The 24,901-nt window shown below is 39.9% G+C and carries 20 protein-coding genes and 1 riboswitch; of the genes, 1 reads left to right on the plus strand and 19 read right to left on the minus strand.

Annotated features, from left to right (window positions below; translation table 11 throughout):
* Positions 1 to 306 precede the first annotated feature (306 nt).
* Positions 307 to 663, minus strand: coding sequence for a response regulator (locus tag ACQKOG_RS13890; RefSeq protein ID WP_132360320.1), 357 nt, complete (start codon positions 661 to 663; stop codon positions 307 to 309).
* A 155-nt stretch (positions 664 to 818) separates the two neighbouring features.
* Between ACQKOG_RS13890 and ACQKOG_RS13895 the strand changes: the two genes are divergently transcribed.
* On the plus strand, positions 819 to 1,349 hold the full coding sequence (locus tag ACQKOG_RS13895) for a DUF2529 family protein (RefSeq protein ID WP_370083034.1): 531 nt from the start codon (positions 819 to 821) through the stop codon (positions 1,347 to 1,349).
* Positions 1,350 to 1,454: 105 nt separating this feature from the next.
* Here the strand turns inward: ACQKOG_RS13895 and ACQKOG_RS13900 are convergent, their stop codons facing one another.
* From ACQKOG_RS13900 to ACQKOG_RS13985, 18 genes are all read right to left on the minus strand, one after another.
* Positions 1,455 to 3,047 carry a CTP synthase gene (locus ACQKOG_RS13900; protein ID WP_370083036.1) on the minus strand — a complete coding sequence of 531 codons (1,593 nt, stop codon included), beginning with the start codon at positions 3,045 to 3,047 and terminating at the stop codon, positions 1,455 to 1,457.
* A 567-nt stretch (positions 3,048 to 3,614) separates the two neighbouring features.
* Positions 3,615 to 4,151, minus strand: coding sequence for a DNA-directed RNA polymerase subunit delta (gene rpoE, locus ACQKOG_RS13905; protein ID WP_370083038.1), 537 nt, complete (start codon positions 4,149 to 4,151; stop codon positions 3,615 to 3,617).
* Positions 4,152 to 4,302: 151 nt separating this feature from the next.
* Entirely contained in the window at positions 4,303 to 4,464 is a 162-nt protein-coding gene (locus tag ACQKOG_RS13910) for a hypothetical protein (RefSeq protein WP_370083040.1), read from the minus strand.
* A gap of 121 nt (positions 4,465 to 4,585) precedes the next feature.
* Positions 4,586 to 7,834 carry a fused isobutyryl-CoA mutase/GTPase IcmF gene (icmF, locus tag ACQKOG_RS13915; RefSeq protein WP_427447049.1) on the minus strand — a complete coding sequence of 1,083 codons (3,249 nt, stop codon included), beginning with the start codon at positions 7,832 to 7,834 and terminating at the stop codon, positions 4,586 to 4,588.
* A gap of 310 nt (positions 7,835 to 8,144) precedes the next feature.
* The gene (locus tag ACQKOG_RS13920) at positions 8,145 to 8,777 is read right to left on the minus strand and encodes a TetR/AcrR family transcriptional regulator (protein WP_323654254.1); all 633 of its coding nucleotides are present in this window, start codon (positions 8,775 to 8,777) and stop codon (positions 8,145 to 8,147) included.
* 3 nt (positions 8,778 to 8,780) lie between these two features.
* On the minus strand, positions 8,781 to 9,917 hold the full coding sequence (locus ACQKOG_RS13925) for an acyl-CoA dehydrogenase (RefSeq protein WP_427447052.1): 1,137 nt from the start codon (positions 9,915 to 9,917) through the stop codon (positions 8,781 to 8,783).
* A gap of 253 nt (positions 9,918 to 10,170) precedes the next feature.
* Positions 10,171 to 11,307: an acyl-CoA dehydrogenase gene (locus ACQKOG_RS13930; RefSeq protein ID WP_370083048.1), complete on the minus strand. Its 1,137-nt coding sequence runs from the start codon at positions 11,305 to 11,307 to the stop codon at positions 10,171 to 10,173.
* 69 nt (positions 11,308 to 11,376) lie between these two features.
* Positions 11,377 to 12,228, minus strand: a complete 852-nt coding sequence (locus ACQKOG_RS13935; RefSeq protein WP_427447099.1) for a 3-hydroxybutyryl-CoA dehydrogenase — start codon at positions 12,226 to 12,228, stop codon at positions 11,377 to 11,379.
* Positions 12,228 to 13,433, minus strand: a complete 1,206-nt coding sequence (locus tag ACQKOG_RS13940) for an acetyl-CoA C-acetyltransferase (RefSeq protein ID WP_427447055.1) — start codon at positions 13,431 to 13,433, stop codon at positions 12,228 to 12,230. The genes ACQKOG_RS13935 and ACQKOG_RS13940 overlap by 1 nt, the downstream gene beginning before the upstream one ends.
* A gap of 198 nt (positions 13,434 to 13,631) precedes the next feature.
* Positions 13,632 to 15,854, minus strand: a complete 2,223-nt coding sequence (locus tag ACQKOG_RS13945; protein ID WP_370083052.1) for a heterodisulfide reductase-related iron-sulfur binding cluster — start codon at positions 15,852 to 15,854, stop codon at positions 13,632 to 13,634.
* Positions 15,855 to 16,318: 464 nt separating this feature from the next.
* Positions 16,319 to 16,882 carry a cob(I)yrinic acid a,c-diamide adenosyltransferase gene (locus ACQKOG_RS13950; protein ID WP_248717808.1) on the minus strand — a complete coding sequence of 188 codons (564 nt, stop codon included), beginning with the start codon at positions 16,880 to 16,882 and terminating at the stop codon, positions 16,319 to 16,321.
* Positions 16,883 to 17,050: 168 nt separating this feature from the next.
* Positions 17,051 to 18,526, minus strand: coding sequence for an adenosylcobinamide amidohydrolase (locus ACQKOG_RS13955; protein ID WP_370083054.1), 1,476 nt, complete (start codon positions 18,524 to 18,526; stop codon positions 17,051 to 17,053).
* Positions 18,523 to 19,524, minus strand: coding sequence for a FecCD family ABC transporter permease (locus ACQKOG_RS13960; protein ID WP_370083056.1), 1,002 nt, complete (start codon positions 19,522 to 19,524; stop codon positions 18,523 to 18,525). Before ACQKOG_RS13960 ends, ACQKOG_RS13955 begins: the two co-directional genes overlap by 4 nt.
* Complete coding sequence (locus ACQKOG_RS13965) at positions 19,521 to 20,486, minus strand: ABC transporter substrate-binding protein (protein WP_370083058.1); 966 nt, start codon at positions 20,484 to 20,486, stop codon at positions 19,521 to 19,523. The genes ACQKOG_RS13960 and ACQKOG_RS13965 overlap by 4 nt, the downstream gene beginning before the upstream one ends.
* 99 nt (positions 20,487 to 20,585) lie before the next feature.
* Positions 20,586 to 20,786, minus strand: coding sequence for a hypothetical protein (locus ACQKOG_RS13970; RefSeq protein ID WP_370083060.1), 201 nt, complete (start codon positions 20,784 to 20,786; stop codon positions 20,586 to 20,588).
* 28 nt (positions 20,787 to 20,814) lie between these two features.
* A riboswitch (cobalamin riboswitch) is annotated at positions 20,815 to 20,997 on the minus strand.
* 76 nt (positions 20,998 to 21,073) lie between these two features.
* Positions 21,074 to 22,741: an acyl-CoA dehydrogenase family protein gene (locus tag ACQKOG_RS13975; RefSeq protein ID WP_427447060.1), complete on the minus strand. Its 1,668-nt coding sequence runs from the start codon at positions 22,739 to 22,741 to the stop codon at positions 21,074 to 21,076.
* Position 22,742: 1 nt separating this feature from the next.
* Entirely contained in the window at positions 22,743 to 24,245 is a 1,503-nt protein-coding gene (locus ACQKOG_RS13980) for a class I adenylate-forming enzyme family protein (protein WP_370083064.1), read from the minus strand.
* Complete coding sequence (locus ACQKOG_RS13985) at positions 24,238 to 24,627, minus strand: MerR family transcriptional regulator (RefSeq protein ID WP_370083066.1); 390 nt, start codon at positions 24,625 to 24,627, stop codon at positions 24,238 to 24,240. Before ACQKOG_RS13985 ends, ACQKOG_RS13980 begins: the two co-directional genes overlap by 8 nt.
* Positions 24,628 to 24,901 lie beyond the last annotated feature (274 nt).

Below are 24,901 nucleotides of genomic sequence, written 5' to 3' on the forward strand. Positions count from 1 at the left end.
AGATGTCGATATTTTTCGAAAGTTGGGTGATAAATCGATAAAGTTGGGTGATAAACAATCAAAAGTTCTCGATAAATCTCAAAACTGCAGCTCATCGGACGCCCCAAGGAAGCTTTGCACTGTGCGAAAGCGTAGCGACAACAACAACAACAACAACAACAAAGCGCCGAGTAGGAGCGGAAATTAAACCTCACGTTATGATGAGCCTTATATTTCGGAAGCAAAATGAATATGAAACGATAGAACATTACTTCAAATCGAATAATAACCATAAAAAACAGGCGGTGTTGACCACTGCCTGTTCATCTAAACTTTTAATGTTTTATTAACTTCATCTCGCACTTCAAAAATATCAAAAGGCTTAGTAAAATATCGAATTGCTCCTAAATCTAATGCCTCCTGTACAACGTCCAATTCACCATATGCAGTCATCATGAATACTGGGAGTTGTGGCCACTTCTCTTTTAAGCGCTTTAAAATTTCTATGCCATCCATCCCTGGAATTTTCATGTCTAATAGGACACAATCCATTTCCTCCTCAGCATATTTCAGTGCTTCCATACCATTTGCAGCTAAATATGTAACATAACCTTCCTTTTTCAACACTTCATTTAAAAGTAAACGAATTCCTGGTTGATCATCGACAATTAGTAATCGTTTCACATTCATTCCGCCCTTTTTGAGTTATTATTCTTACAGAAAAACTTCCTATATTATGTATTATTCTCCTTTAACCTCTTAATACCTTCTAGTATTATAAATTATCTGCTTTTGCTTTATGCTCTTTTCATACCTATAATATTGATTGAGGTGGGATCATGTCAAAAATTCTAACAACACAATTAAGTGGATTATTACAAAGAATAACACAAAATGAAGAGGAAGCTATTGAAGAAACAGCGCGATTACTTGCACAAGCGGGTATTGGTGAAGGCAATGTCTATTTCGCATGTTTTGGCGAAATGCAAGTTGTCGAATTAAATGCATGCCAAGCTGTGGAACGTTTTACGAAGTTAGTCCCTTGGACAAAAGATACAGTGATTACGGAAGCTGATCGTGTATGCATTTTTACACGTAGTGCACACGATGAGGATGCATTAGCCTTAGCACTGCAATTAAATAATCAGTTTATTCCATTTGCAGCAGTTGCTAGCGAAGTTGTTAATTCCGAAAACCCACTAGCAGATTTAGCGTATACGTATATTTCAACACGCATGCGCGGTGGTTTATTACCAAACGATTTAGGCAAGCGCATAGTCGTGCCACATGCTATTGCTGCCCTTTTTGTTTATGAAGCAGTAAAAATTGCGTATGATGAAATGCTTGGCCTTGATGACGAAGAGTTGTAATAATTCCATCATTTTCGCCTTTGCATAATTGACGCTGCCGCTGTCAAGCGCAGATTATGAAGAAAAAAAAGAGTTGTCTCAGCACTTGAGACAACTCTTTTTTCATTATTTGAATGTTGATCCGATAAAATCACGGAACAATGGCTGTGGACGGTTTGGACGTGATACCAATTCAGGGTGGAATTGACATGCTACGAAGAAATTATTTTCTGGTAACTCGATAATTTCCACTAATTTACCGTCAGGGCTTGTACCTGAGAAGACAAGACCTTCAGCTTCCATCGCTTCACGATATTCATTGTTAAATTCATAACGATGGCGGTGACGTTCATAAACAAGTTCTTGACCATAAGCTTGGATTGCCTTTGAGCCTTCTTTTAACTTACATGGATATAAACCTAAACGTAATGTACCACCGATGTCTACACTGTCGTTTTGATCTGGTAGGAAATCGATAATAGGATATTGCGTTTTTGGATCAAGCTCTGTAGAATGCGCTCCTTGTAAACCAAGTACGTTACGAGCAAATTCTACTGTTGCAAGTTGCATACCTAGGCAAATACCTAAGAATGGTACATTATTTTCACGAGCATATTGCGTCGCTAAAATTTTACCTTCAACTCCACGATCACCGAAGCCACCTGGAACTAAAATTGCATCAGCACCTTTTAATAATGAAACAACATTGTCAGCATCCACATGTTCTGCATTGATCCAATCAATCTCAATATCAGAATTAAATGCATAGCCTGCATGCTTTAATGCCTCTACAACAGAAATGTAAGCATCTTGTAGTTCTACATATTTACCTACTAATGCTACTTTTCGTTTATTTGGTAAGCTCTTCACTTTTGCTACAAGCTCGCGCCATTCTTCCATATCTGCCTCTGGTGCTTCAATGCCAAAATGGTCAAGCACGATATCATCAATATCTTGTGCATGAAGGTTTAGTGGTACTTCATATAAATGTTCTGCATCGCGAGATTCAATAATTTCGTGTGGCTGAACATCACAGAATAAAGCTAATTTTTCTTTCATATCCTGAGGCACTTCTTGCTCTGTGCGTACAACGATAATATTTGGTTGAATACCTAAAGAACGTAATTCTTTTACAGAATGCTGAGTTGGTTTTGTTTTTAGCTCACCTGCAGCTTTAATATAAGGAATAAGCGTACAGTGAACATACATCACATTGTTATGACCTAAATTCGTTTTCATTTGACGAATTGCTTCAAGGAATGGCAATGACTCAATATCTCCAACTGTTCCGCCTACTTCTGTAATAACTACGTCTGCATTAGTTTCGCGACCAGCTCGTTGAATACGATCTTTGATCTCATTTGTAATGTGAGGAATTACTTGTACTGTTCCACCGTTGTATTCACCGCGGCGTTCTTTTTGTAATACAGATTGATAAACACGTCCTGATGTTACTGTAGAATGTTTTCCTAGGTTAATATCAATGAAACGTTCGTAGTGACCTAAGTCTAAGTCAGCTTCTGCGCCATCATCTGTTACGAAAACCTCACCATGTTGATAAGGACTCATTGTACCTGGGTCAATATTGATATATGGGTCAAATTTTTGAATCGTTACTTCTAATCCGCGATTTTTTAATAAACGACCTAGAGATGCTGCTACAATCCCTTTTCCAAGTGAAGAAACAACCCCACCTGTTACAAAAATATACTTCGTCATGAAAAAATTCCTCCTTTTGTTGTTCTAGAAATTACTAGTAAGAAAAGTGCATTCACGTCCTAAGCTAAGTAATCTTGAGCATTAATGCAAATGTCTCTACGGCCTAAGAAATTGATATTTCTTATCCCTAAAATAAGAAAAGCCGAGAATGCCTACAAAATTGTAGTCGATTCGAAGCTGTAATCGTTTCTATCTCTTTTCTACTTTCCTTTTAAAAAATCCATCCTAACATATACTCAGTCACCGATTAATATACATCATGAATAATTTAGAGCATTTATATTCATTCCGTAGCTATAAACATGGGAGAACTTGACTGAATATAGTTAAAAAAATAAAAAAACGCTCCTCCTGCATAGGTTTGCAGGGGAAGCGTATTACATACACGGTCTTTCTCCTTTAATTAAGGAGCCCAAGTAAAAGATTAAACGGAACCGCGATAGAAGTCAAGATTTTTTACTACACGGATAAAAGAAAGAAAATTTCAAAGAGTAATTATCATCAATTATGCCTCAGCATAATTGCATCCGGAATCGGCTTATTTCAGCGGTTGTTTGCTGAAATAAGTTAGATTTCGTCCTCTTCTTCAAATTCCTCTTCATCTTCATCAGTAAAGTCCTCGTCGATTTCTTCATCGATTTCCTCTATATCTTCTTCATCAAAATCGATATCTTCTTTATCTTCTTCTTCTTCATCTAGATCATCATCTTCTTCAACGAATTCTTCATAATCTTCATCGAAGTCAATATCTTCTTCCTCTATATCTTCATCTAAATCATCTTCTTCAACGGCAGCTTTAGATTTTTTCTTATGAGTTTTAACAGAAGGAGCTGTTTCTTCTTCAATCTGTTCAACTTTATACCATTCACGTAAGCCCCAGCCAGTTTCCTGATTAAATAAGAAGCGGCCATCTACATTTAAATCTGTGTAAAATTGTAGTAGGCGAGCTTTCATTTCTTCATCACTATAGCCTACAAGCTCTTGAATAATTGTTAATAAGTCATTAAAAGACACTGAGGCACGTTTTTCATTTAAAATTGCATACGCTAAGTTAATTAACGACTCTTCCGTTAATTGTTCTTTTGTCATTTCACGAAAATTCATTCGTGCACTTCCTTTCCCTCATCACATTGGACGTTTTAAAATTTATATAGCTTTATTGTCGGAGCGCAGCAAAAAAGGCCGCACAAAAGTAACTTTCCATATCATAAGCATAATACCCATTATATACAAAGTTTTATCCTCTTTGCTAGCTTCAATTACTGTTTTTTATATCACGCATTTTTTTTATCCCTAAGTAAAACAAATAGAAAGATAATATAAGTAAAGGAACAGCGCCAAATTGCTTATCATACAGGAAAATAACTCCTACCACCAAAGCCAAAATAATGATGTAGTTAATTGTTGATTTCATCATTCTACTGCGCCTCCCCTTTTTTTTACATTTCTTATTATAACGGAAATAAAAAGAAGTGCCTAATCCTAAGACTAGACACTTAAAACTTCACAAACATTTTGCACAAACAAAATACTACGAATTACATATTACGACGATATTGTCCGCCAACCTCATATAAAGCATTTGTGATCTGCCCTAAGCTAGCGACTTTTACGGTTTCCATAAGCTCCGCGAAAATATTACCGTTGTTTACAGCTACTTGTTGTAAACGGGCAAGGGCCGCTTCGTTCTCACCTTCATGTTGCTTCCAGAAGGCATGTAAATTATGAATTTGCGTCTCTTTTTCTTCCGTCGAGGCACGCGCAATTTCCATATTGTTAATTTCATCTTCTGAAGGTGGGCTCGGATTTAAGTATGTGTTCACACCAATGATTGGTAACTCACCTGAATGCTTTAGCATCTCGTAGTGCATGGATTCCTCTTGAATTTTACCACGTTGATATTGTGTTTCCATTGCACCTAGCACGCCACCACGATCATTGATACGATCAAACTCTTCTAGTACCGCTTCTTCTACAAGGTCTGTTAACTCTTCTACGATAAACGCTCCTTGTAATGGATTTTCGTTTTTCGCTAAACCATGTTCCTTCGTAATAATCATTTGAATAGCCATTGCACGACGTACAGATTCTTCCGTAGGCGTTGTAATGGCCTCATCATATGCATTTGTATGCAATGAATTACAGTTATCCTGTAATGCCATTAACGCCTGTAAAGTAGTGCGGATATCATTAAAATCAATCTCCTGTGCATGCAAACTGCGTCCAGATGTTTGGATATGATATTTTAATTTTTGTGCTCGTTCATTGGCGCCGTACTTATCACGCATGACAACTGCCCAAATGCGACGGGCTACACGTCCAATAACTGTGTACTCTGGATCAAGTCCGTTAGAGAAGAAGAATGATAGATTTGGCGCAAAGTCGTCAATATTCATTCCTCGGCTTAAATAATATTCCACATACGTAAAGCCATTTGCTAATGTGAAGGCCAATTGTGATATTGGGTTCGCACCAGCTTCAGCAATATGGTAACCAGAAATAGATACTGAGTAATAATTACGAACTTTATGATCGATAAAGTATTGCTGAATATCTCCCATCATTCGTAACGCAAACTCTGTTGAGAAAATACATGTATTTTGCCCTTGGTCTTCTTTTAAAATATCTGCTTGCACGGTTCCACGTACAACCTGTAATGTCTTCTCACGTGTCTCCGTAAATTCTTCAACTGTTAAAGGTCGACCAAGTTCTTCCTCACGTAGTTTCACTTGCTGATCAATAGCCGTATTCATGAACATCGCCAAAATAACCGGTGCCGGACCGTTAATTGTCATTGATACTGAAGTTGATGGTGCACATAAATCAAAACCTGCATAAAGCTTTTTCATATCCTCTAGCGTACAAATAGATACACCCGATTCTCCAACTTTCCCATAAATATCTGGTCGGTAATCAGGATCCTCACCATAAAGTGTTACCGAATCAAATGCTGTTGATAATCGTTTTGCATCATCATCCTTCGATAAATAATGGAATCGTTTATTCGTACGCTCAGGCGTGCCTTCACCAGCAAATTGTCGCTTCGGATCTTCACCTTCACGTTTAAATTGGAATACCCCCGCCGTATAAGGGAATTCACCAGGTACATTTTCTCTATAAACCCAGCGTAAAATTTCACCATAATCTACGAATTTCGGTAAAGCAACTTTAGGTATTTTTATACCAGAAAGGCTTACTGTCTTTAAAATTGTTCGAATTTCTTTATCACGAACTTTCGTGACAAATTCGTCTCCTGCATACGCTTCTTTTAAAGCATGCCAATTGTCTAATATTCGTTTAGACTCAGCTGTTAATTCATCTCTAACACCTTCCGCTAAAGAAGTGAGAGATGCGATAAGTGCATCATTTGGCGCTTTTTCCTTAACCGCTTCAATAGCTCCCTCTAATTGGTATAGACGACGAGCAAATTCCACCTGTTGCTCTGATTTTTTATGATAGCCACGCACAGTATCTGTCAGTTCTCGTAAATAATAACGACGTTCGTTTGGAATGATAACATCTTGCTTTTGAGTTTTCGCAAATTGCTCATAGCCTGTTTCCCAATTACTACCTGTCTTCGTATTAATGATATTGACTAATGCAGCAAATAAAGCATTCGTTCCTTTATCATTAAATTGACTGGCAATCGTACCGTACACAGGCATAGTATCAATCGATTCATCCCAAAGCTCTCGTGAACGTTGATATTGCTTCTGCACTTGACGTAATGCATCCTCAGAACCTTTGCGTTCAAATTTATTGATAGCGATTACATCCGCAAAATCGATCATGTCAATTTTTTCAAGCTGAGTTGGAGCACCAAACTCACTTGTCATCACATACATGGATAGATCAGTGTATTTTGTAATTTCCGCATCACCCTGACCAATACCACTTGTTTCTACAATGATTAAATCATAACCCGCTACACGCGTTACATCTAGCACATCCCCAATGGAAGCAGTAAGTTCTGTACGAGATCCACGGGTTGCTAAACTACGCATATATACGCGATTATTGAAAATCGCATTCATACGAATTCGGTCACCAAGTAAAGCCCCACCTGTCTTTTGCTTTGTCGGATCGACAGAAAGAATAGCTACGCGTTTATCCGGAAACTCCTTCAAGAAGCGGCGAATTAATTCATCTGTTAAGGAAGATTTACCCGCACCACCTGTTCCAGTAATGCCCAATATAGGCGTCCCTTTTGAGCGTTTGCGAGCTTCCGCTAACATCTTTTTCGTTTCTTCATCATCATTTGACTCAGCAGCAGTTAATAAATTTGCTAAAATTTCAGGTGTTTCTGTGGATAGAGCATCCAGCTTTTCTTGATAGCTACCTATAGCAGTCGGGAAATCAGTTCCTTTAATTTTCTCATTAATCATCCCTTGTAAACCTAAAACACGCCCATCCTCTGGTGAGAAAATCCCTGCAATCCCGTAAGCATGTAGCTCTTTAATTTCACGTGGTAAAATAACACCACCGCCACCACCATAAATTTTAATATGTGGCGCCCCTTTTTCACGCAGCAAATCATACATATATTTAAAGTATTCCATATGCCCGCCTTGATAAGAAGATACCGCAATACCTTGAGCATCCTCTTGAATCGCAGCATTTACGACTTCTTCCACGGAGCGGTTATGTCCTAAATGGATTACCTCTACACCGCTTGATTGTAAAATACGTCGCATAATGTTAACCGAAGCATCATGTCCATCAAAAAGACTCGATGCTGTTACAAAACGTACGTGATTTTTTGGACGATATACTTCTACCTTTGTCATATGAAATCCCCACTTTCTCCCCTTAATGTTCTTTATCGACTCATCATCATAAAGTGTGGTTGATTTCCGTTCCGACTGGGCGCTTTCCTGGGGGCGTCCGATGAGCCGCTTCACTCGCACCGCTCGCTCCAGGGTCTCATCTGTGACGCTGATCCCCAAGGAGTCGCCCAGTCTCCACTTCAATCAACTAATTTACATGACATACATTTTTAACAAATATCATCCCCAACTTTGGTGATGAGCCTCATAAAAAAGCCGGTAATTGCAATGTCGCTCTATGCAATTACCGACAACCCCTTTACGGAACTTATTAGAACCCCTTTATGCCCGAAATAAACAATGTTATTTGCATTTCAATAAATTCGTCAATAGAGTGCTGACGATGGAGCGCCCATTTACGGAATGCCCAGCTTTGTCCAGAAACGACTAAGTTATTTGCCGCCAAGTGAATTTGTTGATCCGTCATCGTTATTTCACCTGACTGCACACAGCGTTGTAGTAATCGCTCAAAAGTACCTACCATTTCAAACTCTTTACTAAATACATAACGTTGTGCTTCTTTTGATAATGATTTAGTTTCCTGATACATGATTGTCAGCTCATCAACCATACTATCAATTTGCAAGAAATACTCTCGAATCATTTCCTTTAACTCTTCTATAGTTCCTGCCTTAATCTCATAACTTGAAAGTCGCTCCATCGCATGGTGATAAATACTATCACATACAAGGTAAAGGACATCTTCCTTAGTACGAATATATTCATATAATGTTCCGATACTAAAGCCTGCAGCTTTTGCGATTTCTCTCGTGGTAGCACGATGAAAACCTTTTTCTTTAAATAATTTAATGGCTCCCTCTATCATTTGTTCTCGACGAATGGCGATGAGATTTTCATCTTTTACCGTTGACTGTACTTGGGGTCTTTTATCTCTTTCTGTCATACGTTATTTTGTCAACATACGAGAGATAACAAGTCGTTGAATCTCTTGTGTACCTTCGTAAATTTGTGTGATTTTTGCATCACGCATGAAGCGCTCAACTGGATAATCTTTCGTATAGCCATATCCACCAAAGACTTGAACCGCCTCAGTCGTTACATTCATCGCAGTATCGCCAGCCATTAATTTTGCCATTGCAGATGCCTTACCATAAGGTAGACTATTTGATTCCAACCAGGCCGCTTGGTATGTAAGCAGTCGAGATGCTTCAATTTGAGTTGCCATATCCGCTAGTTTAAAGGAGACACCTTGGTTAGCAGTAATCGGCTTACCAAATTGCACACGCTCTTTACCGTATTCAACAGCTGCATCTAACGCACCTTGTGCAATCCCTACAGCTTGTGCCGCAATACCATTACGTCCTCCATCAAGTGTTGTCATCGCAATTTTGAAGCCTTCTCCCTCAGCTCCAAGCATGTTTTCTTTCGGAACGCGACAGTTATCAAAAATAATTTCAGTTGTAGGAGATGAACGAATTCCTAGTTTTTTCTCCTTCTTTCCTACCGAGAAGCCTTCATAGCCAGCTTCAACGATAAAAGCAGTTGTGCCATGTTTAGCTTCTGGGTCTGTTACTGCAAATACAACATATGTATCTGCTACTCCACCATTGGTAATGAAAATCTTCGAGCCGTTTAAAATATAATCATCGCCATCACGTTTTGCATAAGTTTTCATGCCTCCAGCATCAGAACCTGATCCTGGCTCCGTTAAGCCATATGCACCGATATGTTTACCTTCTGCCATCGGACGAAGATATTTTTGTTTTTGTTCTTCATTACCGAATTTATAGATCGGCCAACCCGCAAGCGAAGTATGTGCTGATAAAGTTACCCCTGTTGACGCACATACACGTGATAATTCTTCTACAGCAATGACATACGCAAGATAATCAAAGCCTGCACCGCCGTATTCTTCTGGCCATGGAATACCTGTTAAGCCTAGCTCCGCCATTTTATCAAAAATTGCACGGTCAAACTCTTCGTTCTCGTCACGTTCAGCTGCTGTTGGTGCTACTTCATTAATAGCAAAATCACGAATCATTTCGCGTAATTGCTCATGCTCTTCTGATAATTGAAAGTTCATTGTCCATTTCCCCTTTTTCGTTAGACTCTGTTAGTGCTATATTGTTGATTTCAATTTTTGATAATGTTTCTGGATTATTGCTTCGAGAAACCGAGCAAATCTTTTTGTTACCTGAGCGATTCATTGCTTTACCTGAGCAGTTCTTCGGGTTACTCGAGCGATTTATTGCTTTACCTGATCAGATTTCCGGGTTACCCGAGCGATTTATTTTAGCAATCGACATCATCCTTGAAAAATCAACATTGTAAAGACCTTATTTAAGTAAATGTTTACTAATGACTAGCTTTTGAATTTCACTTGTACCCTCGTATATTTCTGTCACCTTTGCATCTCGGAAATAACGCTCTACGGGATAGTCTTTTGTATAGCCATAGCCACCAAAAATTTGGATAGCGTCTATTGCTGTTTGCACTGCCGTACGAGAGGCAAAAAGTTTTGCCGTCGAGGCCTCGGCTCCACACGGTAACCCTTTTGTGCGTAAATCCGCTGCCCGATAAACTAATAATTTCGCTGCTTCTACAGCAGTCGCCATATCAGCAAGCTTGAAGCCAACCCCTTGTTGCGCTGCAATAGGCTTTCCAAATTGAACACGTTCTTTGGCATAGGCAGTAGCTGCCTCTAGCGTTGCTTCAGCAATGCCTAGAGCTTGTGCTGCGATTCCAATACGTCCAACATCTAAGTTGGCCATTGCAATTTTAAAGCCTTCCCCTTCCTCCCCAAGAAGGTTCGTAGCTGGAATGCGACAGTTGTCGAATGTTAGTTGAACTGTACGTGAGCCGTGTAGACCCATTTTATGTTCATCTTTCCCTATGATTAAGCCAGGTGTTCCTTTTTCAACTATAAATGCTGAAATACCGCGTGTTTTTTCAGCAGGATTCGTTGAGGCAAAGACAATATAAACATCTGCTTCTCCGCCGTTTGTAATAAACACCTTGGAGCCGTTGATGACATATTCATCTCCATCTCGCACCGCTTTAGATTGTAAAGAGCCAGCGTCAGAACCAGCGCTAGGCTCCGTTAAACAAAATGCCCCTAAATATTCACCTGCAGCAAGCTTTGGAACATAACGTTTCTTTTGTTCATCGTTGCCGAAATAAATAATGGGATTTGTTCCAACCGAAGTATGCACAGATAAAATAACCCCCATTACCGCGCTAACCTTCGACAGTTCATTGATAGCAATTATGTACGATGTAAAATCCATCGCTGAGCCGCCTAATTCCTCAGGCGTCGTGATCCCCATTAAACCTAATTCTCCCATTTGTGCAAGGAGTTCGCGTGGAAACTCTCCTGCCTCCATACGTTCTACCCACGGTTCGATTTTATTCTGAGCGAAATTCCGAACCATATCACGCATCATTATTTGTTCATCTGTAAATTGTAAATGCATCTATAATGTCACCCCTGTACGTTGTCCCGTAGCATTACACTTCGTTTGAATCGTCCCATCCCCATAGGATTATTCGTAAACGTAAAATCCTCTTCCAGATTTTTTACCTAGCCATCCTGCTGCCACATATTTACGAAGCAATGGACAAGGTCTATATTTACTATCACCTAAGCCCTCATGTAAAATCTCCATGATGGATAGACATGTATCAAGACCAATGAAATCTGCTAATGTTAATGGCCCCATCGGATGATTCATTCCGAGCTTCATCACATCATCAATAGCTTCCTTCGATGCTACACCCTCATACAATGCGTAGATCGCTTCATTAATCATTGGTAATAAAATACGATTTGAAATAAAGCCTGGGAAGTCATTTACTTCCACTGGCGTTTTCGATAATTTTACTGTCATTTCTTCAACCGCTTTGTAGACTTCATCACTCGTAGCTAACCCTCTAATAATTTCTACAAGCTTCATAACAGGTACCGGATTCATAAAGTGCATACCAATCACTTGCTCTGGACGATTTGTGACAGCTGCAATTTCCGTAATTGGTAAAGATGATGTATTCGTAGCTAAAATGGCATGTGCCGGTGCAATCTGATCAATTTGCTTAAAGATGGATTGCTTTACTTCCATATTTTCCACTGCTGCCTCGATGATAATATCTACGTCACTAGCATCCTCTAAATCTAGTGACATATTAATACGACCTAGAATGGCCGCCTTCTCATCCTCAGTTTTACGACCCTTTTCGACATCACGTGTCAGGTTTTTCGTAATGACTCCTAAACCACGTTCGAAAAATTCTTGCTTCATGTCGTTCAGTTTGACGTCATAACCAGCTTGTGCACAAACTTGTGCAATGCCGGAGCCCATTTGCCCAGCACCAATAACCATTACTTTTTGAATTTCCATCATTCATGTCCCCCTGTTTTCGGTACTTCAATCATAACCGCATCGCCTTGCCCTCCACCTGAGCAGATAGCAGCAATTCCGATACCACCGCCACGGCGCTTTAATTCATGAGCAAGTGTTAAAATAATGCGTGCTCCAGATGCTCCGATTGGATGACCTAATGCAACTGCACCACCGTTAACATTGACCTTTTCAGCATCTAAATCCGCCAATTGTTTGCTGACAAGTGCTACTGCTGCAAATGCTTCATTGATTTCGATCAAATCAATGTCAGCTAATGATTTCCCCGTCTTTTTCAGTAATTTGTTAATGACAAGCCCTGGTGTTTGCGGGAAGCTCTCTGGCTCAATAGCAATCTCTTCATGGCCGATAATAACTGCAAGTGGCTCTCTGCCTTCACGAGTTGCACGTTCTTCACTCATTACTACTAAGGCACATGCACCATCGTTAACACCAGGTGCATTACCTGCTGTAATTGTTCCATCCTTGTCAAAGGCTGGTTTGAGTTTTGCAAGTACCTCCATTGATGTACCAGCTCTTGGTGCCTCGTCTGTATCGACTTGAAGCAGTTCTCCCTTACGTTGTGGAATTTCCACAGGCACAATTTCTTCAGCAAAGTAACCTTTTTCAATTGCTGCAAGTGCACGTTCATGACTGCGAACTGACCAAGCATCCTGCTCCTCACGGCTTAACGAATATTCTTTCGCCGTTGTATTACCGTAGCTTCCCATATGCGGCCTTGCCTTATTAAAGGCACATGTTAAGCCATCATATAGCATGCCATCCACCATCGTTGAGTCGCCCATGCGTAAGCCAGTTCGACCATTTTGTAAATAATACGGTGCATTGGACATGGACTCCATGCCACCAGCGATCATTACTTCTTCGTCCCCTAATCGAATTAGCTGATCTGCTAGTGTTACAGCACGCATCCCTGACGCACAAACTTTGTTAATCGTTTCTGTTTTTACCGCTATTGGTAAATTTGCTTTGATTGCAGCCTGCCTTGAAGGAATTTGGCCCTGTCCCCCTTGTAAAACGGAGCCTAAAATTACTTCATCCACTTCATCAGGCGAAAGATTCGCTTTCTCAAGTGCCCCTTTTATGGCGATTGCACCTAAATCACTTGCACTTAATGCTGATAGTGAACCTCCAAACTTACCAAATGCAGTTCTTGCTCCTGCTAAAATTACAGCTCTATTCAAGTAAAACACCCCTTTTGTTTTACGTTCTAGAAGAAGTATTAGAGCGTCTACGTTGACTGAACGCTCGCTCGACCTCTTGCGATGAAAAATGGGAGTTTATTGATCAACTCCCATCTCCATTTAATCTTATTCTACAAAACAATTATTTATTGTGCAATTTATATTTTTCAGATAACAGAAATATTTCTACAATAACTATCATTTTTCTGCGTTAGCCTCTGTATTCTTGTCTTGTTCGACACTGTCCACTGAAGCTACCACTTCTTCAACCATTACATCCGCTGCTTCTTCAACAGATTCTTCGACAGCTTTCACTTTTTCACCAAATACAGAACGCTCTAATAGTTCTGCAACATCGAATGTACCGATTGAATCCTCAACCTCTTTTGCCTTTGTTCCATCCTCAAGCATTGTTAAGCAGTAAGGACATCCAGAAGAGATAACAGATGCATCAGTTGCTAAAGCTTGTTCTGTTCGTGCTACGTTAATACGGTTGCCGACATGCTCTTCCATCCACATTAAACCGCCACCTGCACCACAGCACATTGCCGTTTCACGATTACGCTCCATTTCCACAAGCTTAACACCTGGGATACCACGTAATATCTCGCGTGGTGCATCATAAACATCGTTATAACGACCTAAATAACAAGAATCGTGGAAAACAATCGTTTCATGAACTTCATAATTTAACGCTAGACGATTTTCTTCAATCAATTGATTCAATAATTCAGTATGGTGGTAGACCTCGCCCTGCCAGCCAAAGTCTTGGTATTCATTTTTAAAGATATTGTATGCGTGCGGGTCAATCGTAACGATTTTCTTCACATCGTTTTTCTCAAATTCATCGATATTTGCTGTTGCCAGCTCTTGGAATAAGAACTCATTTCCTAAACGACGAGGAGTGTCCCCTGAGTTTTTCTCTTTATTTCCTAAAATCGCAAACTTCACGCCCGCCTCGTTTAATAAACGACAGAAAGCTAATGCAATTTTTTGCGAGCGGTTATCAAATGCACCCATTGAACCTACCCAGAATAAATATTCCATTTCCTCGCCTGATTTTTTCAGCTCTTTCACTGTTGGAATATGAATTGTTGGATCTAGGTCACGCCAATTTTCTTTTTCTTTACGGTTTAAGCCCCAAGGATTACCTTGACGCTCGATATTTGTCATCGCGCGTTGTGCATCAGGGTTTACTTTCCCTTCAGTCATTGTTAAGTAACGACGTAAATCAATAATTTTATCGACATGTTCGTTCATAACAGGACATTGATCCTCACAGTTACGGCAAGTTGTACATGCCCAAATCTCTGATTCTGTAATAACATCGCCAATTAAAGAAGGGCTGTAGATATCTTCAATGACTGCCCCCTCAGCACCAGCTGCGATCGCTAGCTGATTCCCCTTTGTGTTAGCAAAGAATTGATAAGGAACCCATGGCTTTTGCTTTGTCTCAACAGCACCTGTAAATGTTAAATGATCACGTAGCTTCACGATTAAATCCATCGGTGATAGCATTTTTCCTGTACCTGACGCTGGACACATATTTGTACAGCGTCCGCACTCTACACAAGAATATAAATCGAGCATTTGTTTTTGTGTAAAGTCTTGAATACGTCCAACACCAATTGCTGGAATATCCTCTTCATCTTCAGCATTTTCTAATGCTTCAAAGTCGATTGGTGTTAAAGTACCTGTACGATCCAAACGGTTCATATACACATTAATCGGGCTTACAATCAAGTGGAAGTGCTTCGATTGTGGTACATACACTAAGAATGTCAAAAGAGTTAGTAAGTGCACCCACCACATTACAAAGAAAACAACAGCCGCTGCTGATGCTGGTAAGAAACTAAAAATAGCGGCAATGCTAGAAGCAACTGGCTCTGTATAAGTTAGTTCTTCACCATGCCAAATTATTCCCATACCATTTGCAAGTAATGTGGATACCATTAACCCACCAATGAAAATTAGGACAAGACCATTTTTCCAGCCTCGTTTTAGACGTACTAGCTTTTCTACATAGCGTCGGTAAAATGCCCACACAACCGCCACTAAAATCATTAATACTACAAGCTCTTGGAAGAATGTAAACACACTGTAGAAAACGCCAAGCGGTAAATGTGATCCAGGTGCTAACCCCTTCCAAATTAAATCAATGGCACCAAGCTGCACCATCAAAAATCCATAGAAGAACATGACGTGAATTAAACCACTCTTTGGATCTTTTAATAGCTTGTTTTGGCCAAGTACATTGACCATAAGATAACGAACTCGTTCTTTAACACTTTCATCAAACTCAACCTTTTTCCCCAATTGCACAAACTTATAGCGTGTTTTTAACAGATAGAAAAACAATCCTACTGCATAAAGCACAACCACGACTGTTAGAACAATGTTTGCAATTACTAATGGACTCATGGTTGGTCCCCCCTTTAGTTTGTCGTAAGTTTCTCTCTTTGTGGTAAATTTGCTAGCTCATACGTAAATGTACGTCATTCCATCATTATATTCCCATTCTAATAAATGAGTGAGCATTCAGTCAACATAAAACGGAAATATTTCTGATAATTTTATATTCTTACATTTTACAAGAAAAAAAGCCACCTTGAATTTTTCAGAGTGACTATTTTTCTTATTATTTACAAATATAACTTCTCACCATAACGTGGGATGATTTCCGTTCTAATTGAAATTATTCCGATAAAAACTGAAATTGTTCCGATAAAACGAGAAAACATTCCGATAAAAGCTAAAATTGTTCCGATAAAGTGAGATTTTGTTCCGATAAATCTCCAAAGTATTTATATAAAAATGAATTATAGTCGGAACGGAAATCAACCCCATGTATTGCTAACGAGCGTAATTTGTCTATAAATAGCAGACTATTTTTTAAAGACATTGCCGCTTCGAATATACTCAACATCTGCGACATTCAATCTAAAATTAACAACACGTGCTGCTGCAAATAAATAGTCAGATAGACGGTTTAAATATTTTTGTACAATTGTCGGTACGTCTTCGATTTCCTTCATAAGCGTTACCATTTGACGCTCTGCTCGACGTGCTACTGTGCGAGCAATGTGTAATGTTGCAGCTGCTGGTGCACCACCTGGGAGAATAAAGCGCTGTAACGGCGGTGCTTCATCTGACAATGCATCAATACGCGTTTCCAACACTTCAATTGGCTGCTCTGTCAGCTTATAATGACGTTCCTTCATGACGTTAGCAAGGTCGCCACCCGCATCAAAAAGCTCATGTTGAATCGTTTCTAAATCAATTAAAATATCCTTGAATAACTCACGATCTAATTCACTAACTGCCTTACCAATAAAAGAATTTAATTCATCGATGGCCCCATATGTTTCAACGCGTAAGCTATCTTTATCAACGCGTCCACCGATAAGACTTGTTTTCCCTGTATCGCCTGTTTTCGTGTAAAGCTTCATTTCTCTCATCTCCTAGAATTATTTTATCAATTTCGCCTTGGCGTAATTGTTGCTGTCGCTACGTTAGCACTACGCTTTCGCACAGATAAACAATGCGTTCGGATTTTGAATTGTGCCCTCACAATTCATTCCCTTGAAAATCCGTGACATCCGCCGGAGGCATTATCTTCATTCAGCAGAGGTTTCTGCTGAATGAAGATAATTTTCTATTGCCTGCACAGTTGTTTCAAAAACACCTTTACCGATAATCTTACCTACATCAGTAATGGGGCCTCCGTACAGCATTTCTTCCCCTTTTTGTGTAGCTGCTATCAATAAACTATCTGTAGCAGTACCTGTCGCAATTGTACCACTAAGCTCATCACGAATATTTTCCGATTGCAATGCCTTTGTTTTCGCCTCGGTAGCCGTCATCATTGCTTGGAAAAACGCTTCTTCTGATAAACAACCATTAACAATAACCCACGTATTTATTGTACCAATATGTGGTTCATCTTGTCTTTCATGTGTACGAGACACATCAACAGCATTGCCAACTCCGGCCGTAACTGCAACAAGTACGCTGCCAAAGGAAGCTTTAAATTCATTAATAGCTACAAGATTTGTTGGGACAGCTGTTAACATGACGACGGTACTTGTAGATGAAAAATGCTCTTTTAGTAAAAATCCAGCAACCTCTTTCTTTACATCACTAATGACATAATCTATTGGTACAGAGCGATTTAACAGACAATCATACCAACCGATACCCGGATTATGGACAGCTGAGGACACTGTTTTTAACGGAAACTCTGATTGAAGCTTAATATAACGATCTGTAATAGTGAAATTTTCTTTTGTAATGACAGCACGCTGCTGATGTTCAACTGAGGCTGGCATCATTGTAATTTGAGGCTTTGGAATTTCTGGATGTGCATAAGTTGCAACTCTGGCATGATAAACATCTTCGATTTGCGAAGCGATTAATACTTCATGTGGCGCCCCCAATGCTCGCATCCGACCTTCCTCCATTAGTAATAATTCATCACAATAGAGGGAGGCTAAATTCATATCATGTAGTACCATAATAACGGTCAAACCACTTTCAATTGCTTCTTTTCGCACCATATCTAAAATTTGGCGTTGATGAGCAATATCTAGATGGTTCGTTGGTTCATCTAGCAGCAATATTTCCGCGGTTTGTGCAAGAGCTTGAGCTACAAATACCCTTTGCTGTTCACCGCCCGACAAAAATTCCAACGGTGTCTGTTCATAGCGTTTCACACCAGTTTGCATCATGGCATGTTGTACTGCTTGTTCATCGCGATCAGACCAGCTTGAAAAGAAGCCTGTTTGATGTGGATAACGCCCAAGTGATACTGCCTCCCGTACACTGTTTGAAAAGGCATTAGCGTGTAATTGTGGAAGCACCGCCATTTTTTTTGCTAATGCACGAGCATTGTAAGAGCTACTATTTTTGCCATCTACTAATATAGTGCCTGCAGTTGCTGGTAGTATGCCACTTATTACTTTTAACAGTGTGGATTTCCCGCTACCATTCGGCCCTAAAATCCCTAGTATTTTGCCTTTTTCAACGGAAAAACTTATATCCTGGACGATCGGTACGTCTTCATAGCCGCCGGAAAGATGTTCAACAACAATCATGCCCGTACCCCCTTGCTTCTACGTTGCTTATAAAAAATATAGGAAAAAACGGGCGCCCCAATAAATGCAGTAATGACACCAATCGGTAGCTCTCTTGGCATAATAATTGTTCGTGCTATTAAATCACAAATAATCAGCAAAGTTGCCCCATTTAAAAATGATAATGGCAATAAATGACGGTGATCAGAACCCCAAACCATTCTCGTCATATGAGGAACAACTAAACCAACAAAGCCAATCGTTCCAGAAACAGCTACCGCAGCTCCCGTCAACATGGATCCACCCACTAAAATAATATATTTACTGCGCTTAACATTGACACCTAAATGCTGCGCGCGTTCTTCACCATATAACAGAACATTTAACTCGCGTCTTTGTGTCCAAAGCATAATTGAGCCAATTATGACAAACGGAATAATCATCTGAACATATGGCCAACCACGCATCGATACTGAGCCTAGCAACCATCCGATTACTTGGCGTAGCTCTTCACCAGACAATGCAATCATTAATGAAATCAAAGAACCTAAAAATGAACTAAATATAACCCCTGTTAAAATAAGAGTTTCCATTTTTAGCGAGCGGTCTACTATTCTAGCAAAGCCCATAACAGCTACCATCGTTAATATGGCACCTATCATACTAAAGGTCGGCAATGTAAAATGGCCTACTACAGGTATTGATATACTAAAAAAAATTGTCATAACTGCGCCAACTGATGCACCAGAGGAAACACCTAATGTATAAGGATCAGCCAAAGGATTTTTTAATAAGCCCTGAAAAGCTGCCCCTGCAATTGCAAGTGACGCCCCTACAAGCCCTGCCAGCAGGACTCGGGGTAATCGAATTTTCCATAAAATATTGGCGGCTGTTTCATCAGCCGCCTTATTCCACAACACTTCTAGTGGAATATGAACTGAGCCTATCGCCACACCACACCAGATGCTAATGGTTAGAAGCGTAATTGCTGTTACATAGGCTACAATTGTTTTACTCATTTAAACGCCTCAGGGTAGACAGCTTTTGCTAGTTCCTCAAGACCATCTGCTAATCGAGGACCTTGACGACTTATCATATTTTCATCTACTTGTACTATGGCTTTATTTTTTACGGCAGAGATTGTCTCAAAGCCTGCACGTTGTGGAATTTTCGTTAAAATTTCAGGTACATAATTATATGCCACAACAATGACATCTGGATTTTTCGCGATAATTTTTTCAGCATCGATTTGATACCAGTCATTTACATCTGCTGCCACATTTTCAGCATGAATCATTTCTAGCATTTCATTCATAAATGTACCTTTACCAGCTGTATAAATCTGTGGCTCATCAGACGATTCTACAAAGACTTTCTTCGGCTCAACACCGTCAAGTTTTGTTTCAACTTCTTTAACTTTTGCCTTCATATTTGCAACAATTTTTTTAGCTTCTTCTAGTTTTCCTGTTGCACGACCAAGCTGTTCAATCGTTGTGTAAGTTTCATTAAAGTTTTTTGCATCCGCTACAACAAATACTTTCACACCTACCGCCTCAAGCTGTTCAATGGCTCCTTTTGAATAACTCATACCTGACGCATGCGTAAAAACGATATCTGGCGATAAAGCAATAATTTTTTCAATATTATAATCCATACCGCCAACCTTTTCTTTTTTAGTAACCTCTGGTGGATAATCGTCATTATCGGTCACGCCAACTATTTCATTATTTAAGCCAAGGCCAAATAATATTTCTGTGTTACTCGGAATGAGTGAGACAATTTTTTCAGGAGGTGCCTCTAGCGTAATATCCTTGCCAGTAGCATCCTTTATCGTCATTGGGAATGTTGCTTGATCTACTTTTGCAGTCTCTTGTTGCTCAGAAGATGACGGCTTTTCATTTGTCGCCTCTTTTGTATTACATGCAGCAAGTAAGCCCATAGCTAAAAATGCTGATAACCCTATTTTCCAAATTTTCTTCATGTGAATCCTCCTTAGTCTATTTGTGCGTATAGTTTTTATTGTTTTTCTGATTGATCGATACATTTTAGTTTTTGATCGCCTAACATTGTGGGGTTATCGTCAACATTGCGAACTTCCAGCCAACATTTTGAGTTTATCACCTAACATTGTGAATTTATCACCCAACTTTTTGAGTTTATCGCCTAACATTGTGAATTTATCGCCCATGTTTTCAAATTTATCGACATTCATCTTCCAAAACAAATACCCCTCATCATAAAATAATGAGGGGGTCAAATTTGCACAAAAATACATATACAAAATCCACCATCCTATCCTCGTAGGCTACAACGTGTTTTCTATAAAGGCAGGTCTCCTGGCTCGTGCTCCATACGCTTTTTCAAGCCTTCCCGAAATTTTCAGTGGCGCAGATTGAAAAAACTCACACATACAGTGGCGGGACCGCATCGGAATTACACCGATTTCCCTTTTCACTTTACTTAAGTAAAGAACCTTTATAATATTCAGTTGATTGTATTATACATGAAAATGAAAGAAGTCGCCTCCATTCGAGACGACTTCTAAACAAATCAATATACTAAAAGAAGTTAAACGATATCTGAAAAATACTGTACCGTTTTCATTGGTGCACCCATTTCTCGCAATGCCCATGTGTGCTCTAAATAAATATCTGCTAGCTTCTCATATTTGCCACCGAATCTTTGTGCCCATTCGACTGCTACCACACTTTCATATAAATGCGCCATTTTCTCTGCGACCTTTTTTGCTTCAAACGTTTTTGTTGCATCATCTAAACGGCTAAATGTTTGCAAAGTTGATTCTAGTTTTGCTAATTGATCCACGACAATTTCAACTAATGGACTGGCAACTAGTTTTTCTAGACGTTCTTCCATGACACGAACAAACATTTCGTGCGCATGAAACTTATCAACTAAACGAATGAGCTCTAAAGCTAAAATATTCGCAGTCCCTTCCCACACAGTAAGTACCTGTGCATCTCTTAATAACCGAGGTGTAACAAAATCTTCAATATAGCCGTTTCCGCCATGTAATTCAATGGCTTCACTAGCATAATGTACAGCTTGCTCTGCCGTTTCTTTTTTCATGATAGCAATATACAAGCGGTTTAAAATAATGTCTTCTTTATTCCCCTGCCCACTAGTTACTTTATCGTAAAGCTGAATAAGATCAAAAACCGTGGCAACTTCTACATGAAGCTTGGCAGCGAATTTCCCTAGTGTATCCTGAATCATAGGATATTGCGTTAAAGGTTTACCAAAGGCATGACGATTTGTCACATAATACTTCGCCTCTAAATATCCGCGGCGCATAATGCCGATAGAAGCAACCGCATTGCAAATTCTTGATAAATTAAGTGCCTCCAGCATATAATAAATTCCTTTATTCGGATCACCAACAACATATGCTAGCGCACCATCAAATTCCACCTCACCAGAAGGCACTGCTCTAACGCCAAGTTTATCCTTTAAACGCCGAATGCGGAGATTATTAACTGTGCCATCCTCATTTCGCCACGGAACTGCAAATAATGTTAAGCCCTTTGAGCCTACCTGAGCCCCTTTCATGCGCGCCAATACCATAGTTACTCCACACATTCCTGCGTTTGATGCAAAATATTTTTCCCCAAATAAGCGATACTGATTGCCGTCCTGTCTTGCCTCCACAACATTCGCCCCAACATCAGAGCCACCTTGACGCTCCGTTAAAAATGTAGCCCCCTCATATAGCTCTGTATCTCCTGTTGCACAAACATGTGGTAAAAAGCGCTCCTTTACCTCATCACTCGCATAATGATCAAGGAGATAAGCCGTTGCCATTGTTAAAGTAACAGGACAGTAAAAGCCTGGCTCAGCATGTGATAGTATATAGCCTTGAGCAAAGCTATACACATAATTTCCCTTCCTACCTAATTGCGGAATATCCTTATGCACATAGCCAACTATGCCGGTATTGTACGTTTCTTCTATTGTTTTTTTATAGCCATCATTAACCCAAACCTCTGACACTTCTTCACCATAGGCATTATACCTTTGTAATCGAGGTTCACCCTCTCGATCCGTATGTTTGGCTCTCACATCAATATCTCCAGCACAAAGCTCACCAAAATCTGTTAACTCACGTTTTGCATAGTCCACAAACTCTTTATCTAGCATCATTTCTAAAACTTTATGAAGTGTATCATTATCGTTAAAAAAATTTGTTGTTTTCATTTCTTCCCGCTGTAAAACCTTCATGCTATCTCACCTCTTGTCCCTTCAAGGATTGTTTTAGTATTTTGCCCGATGCATTTCGTGGTAACGCTTCCACACGTTCAAAGATGCGTGGAATTTTATATTTAGCAAGATGCTCCTCCAAATAAGCTTTCAGTTCATCCTCGTCAATTTCCGTTTTAGCGGCATAAACGGCCTTCACCGTTTCTCCCCACTCCGGATGCGGTACACCTATTACTGCCACTTCAAAAATCCCCTCATAGCTCAACATACTATCTTCAATTTCTTTCGGATAAATATTCACACCGCCTGACAAAATGACATCCTTTTTACGATCGACAATCCAAATATAGCCGTCCTCATCTAAGCGAGCTAAGTCACCTGTTTTCAGCCAGCCATCTATAAATGCAGCCTTTGTTGCCATATCATCCTTGTAATAGCCCAGCATATTACCCTCACCGAATATCACAATTTCTCCTACTTCACCAACACTGACATCTTCTCCATTGTCGTTAATAATACGCAGCTCCGCCCCAAGCGGTGCACGCCTACCAACGCTCCCTGCCTTCGTTGCATGCTCTTCGCCAAACAATATTGAACCGTTTGGACCAGCCTCTGTTAGGCCATAAACACAAGTTAAGTTTTCTGTTCTGAAAGCTTCTTGTAAATGGCGGACTTCGTTTTGTGATAACGGCGCTCCGCCATAAGACCACCATTTCATCGATGATAAATCAGCTGTTTGCAATCTTGGCATTTGAGCGGTTAACAAATACGCGACAGGTGCGCCGAAGAAATGCGTTGTCCGTTCCCGCTCGATTGAATCTATCAATAAATCAGGCGTAAATGTTGGCGTTAGCACATTTGTCGAGCCTACAAATACTCCTGCCATTAAAAATAAATGTAATGGGGCTGAATGCGTCAACGGCATCATAAGAAGAATCCGACTTTCTGGCTTTACTTCCATTTCTACTGCAATCATTTGCGCTACAGTTAAAATATTGCGATAGCTAAACAATACTCCCTTTGGTTTTCCCGTTGTACCCGAGGTATATAAAATCGTAGAAACATCATCTTCATTCAACTGGCAATCAATTGTTTGACTGCTTGCATGTTGAATAAGTGATTCATAGATTAGCCAATCAGCCTGCTCTTGACCTGTTTTGATTTTTAAAGGAACAACCGTGATGTTTTCAACTGCTGCAAAAATCGCCTCATGCACTAGAATAGCTTTAGCATCAGCATGCTGCGCTACATACTCAACCTCTTGCAGCGTAAATTTCGCATTTACTGGAACAACAATAGCTCCAATACGCTGAATAGCAAAATAGCTAACAACAAACTCTACAACATTTGGCATAAAAATGATCACTTTATCGCCTTGCCAGACCCCCTGCTCTAACAAAGCATGACTAAGACGTGTCACTTGCTCATCTAAATCACGATAAGTCACACGTCTGCCCTGACAAACAACAGCTTCACTCATAGGGTACTTTCGCGCATTACGTGCTAACAAATTCGAACTATTCATCATGCATCTCTCCCTTTAAAGTCGCTAATTTTTCTGTAAATATGCCTTGTAATTGCTGTAACTCCTTTTTCATCTGTACAAGCTCTGCAATTTTGCCATCAATTTCTTGCATTTTTTGCTCCCCATATTCGACCGTACGCTCCAACTGCTGAATGCCCGTGCGATCATAATCAAACAGCAATACCATTTCCTTGATCTCCTCAGGTGAAAAACCGTATCGCTTTCCTCGGAAAATAAGCTTAAGCTTCGCTAATTCTTTTTTTGAAAAGGTTCGCTGATTAGTAGATGATCGATTAGGATTAAGCAGCCCAAGTTCCTCATAATAACGAATGGTCCGTGTTGAAACATTAAACTGCTTAGCCACTTCTTGAATCGTCTTCAACATCATCTCCCCCTTCCGTTTTCCATCAGTATACCATTGACGCTAACGTAAACTACAACAAGATTTCTGAATTTTGGAGAAAATACTTACTTTAAGTAGATGAATCGATTTATTTCGGGTGCTGTTTGTCAGTTTGGCTGTTGTATCCGTCGGGGCGGCTGTTCTTTCCGTCGTTTAGCGGGGCTTTCCGTCGCTTTGGCGATTCATTCCGTCACTTTGACTGTTCTATCCGTCACTTCTGCTTCTATCCGTCGATTCGTCTGTTGCTTCCGTC

Origin of the sequence: Lysinibacillus sp. NPDC093216, assembly GCF_050280325.1 — a bacterium.
Taxonomy (GTDB): domain Bacteria; phylum Bacillota; class Bacilli; order Bacillales_A; family Planococcaceae; genus Lysinibacillus.

Coding starts and splice junctions, on each gene's coding strand:
- ACQKOG_RS13945 (WP_370083052.1), bottom strand. CDS start 15,854: ATGAGTCCATTAGTAATTGCAAACATTGTTCTAACAGTCGTGGTTGTG.
- icmF (WP_427447049.1), bottom strand. CDS start 7,834: ATGACAAAGGTAGAAGTATATCGTCCAAAAAATCACGTACGTTTTGTA.
- ACQKOG_RS13910 (WP_370083040.1), bottom strand. CDS start 4,464: ATGATGAAATCAACAATTAACTACATCATTATTTTGGCTTTGGTGGTA.
- ACQKOG_RS13965 (WP_370083058.1), bottom strand. CDS start 20,486: ATGAAGAAAATTTGGAAAATAGGGTTATCAGCATTTTTAGCTATGGGC.
- ACQKOG_RS13895 (WP_370083034.1), top strand. CDS start 819: ATGTCAAAAATTCTAACAACACAATTAAGTGGATTATTACAAAGAATA.
- ACQKOG_RS13900 (WP_370083036.1), bottom strand. CDS start 3,047: ATGACGAAGTATATTTTTGTAACAGGTGGGGTTGTTTCTTCACTTGGA.
- ACQKOG_RS13935 (WP_427447099.1), bottom strand. CDS start 12,228: ATGGAAATTCAAAAAGTAATGGTTATTGGTGCTGGGCAAATGGGCTCC.
- ACQKOG_RS13975 (WP_427447060.1), bottom strand. CDS start 22,741: ATGAAGGTTTTACAGCGGGAAGAAATGAAAACAACAAATTTTTTTAAC.
- ACQKOG_RS13930 (WP_370083048.1), bottom strand. CDS start 11,307: ATGCATTTACAATTTACAGATGAACAAATAATGATGCGTGATATGGTT.
- ACQKOG_RS13955 (WP_370083054.1), bottom strand. CDS start 18,526: ATGATTGTTGTTGAACATCTTTCCGGCGGCTATGAAGACGTACCGATC.
- ACQKOG_RS13950 (WP_248717808.1), bottom strand. CDS start 16,882: ATGAAGCTTTACACGAAAACAGGCGATACAGGGAAAACAAGTCTTATC.
- rpoE (WP_370083038.1), bottom strand. CDS start 4,151: ATGAATTTTCGTGAAATGACAAAAGAACAATTAACGGAAGAGTCGTTA.
- ACQKOG_RS13925 (WP_427447052.1), bottom strand. CDS start 9,917: ATGAACTTTCAATTATCAGAAGAGCATGAGCAATTACGCGAAATGATT.
- ACQKOG_RS13960 (WP_370083056.1), bottom strand. CDS start 19,524: ATGAGTAAAACAATTGTAGCCTATGTAACAGCAATTACGCTTCTAACC.
- ACQKOG_RS13920 (WP_323654254.1), bottom strand. CDS start 8,777: ATGACAGAAAGAGATAAAAGACCCCAAGTACAGTCAACGGTAAAAGAT.
- ACQKOG_RS13980 (WP_370083064.1), bottom strand. CDS start 24,245: ATGAATAGTTCGAATTTGTTAGCACGTAATGCGCGAAAGTACCCTATG.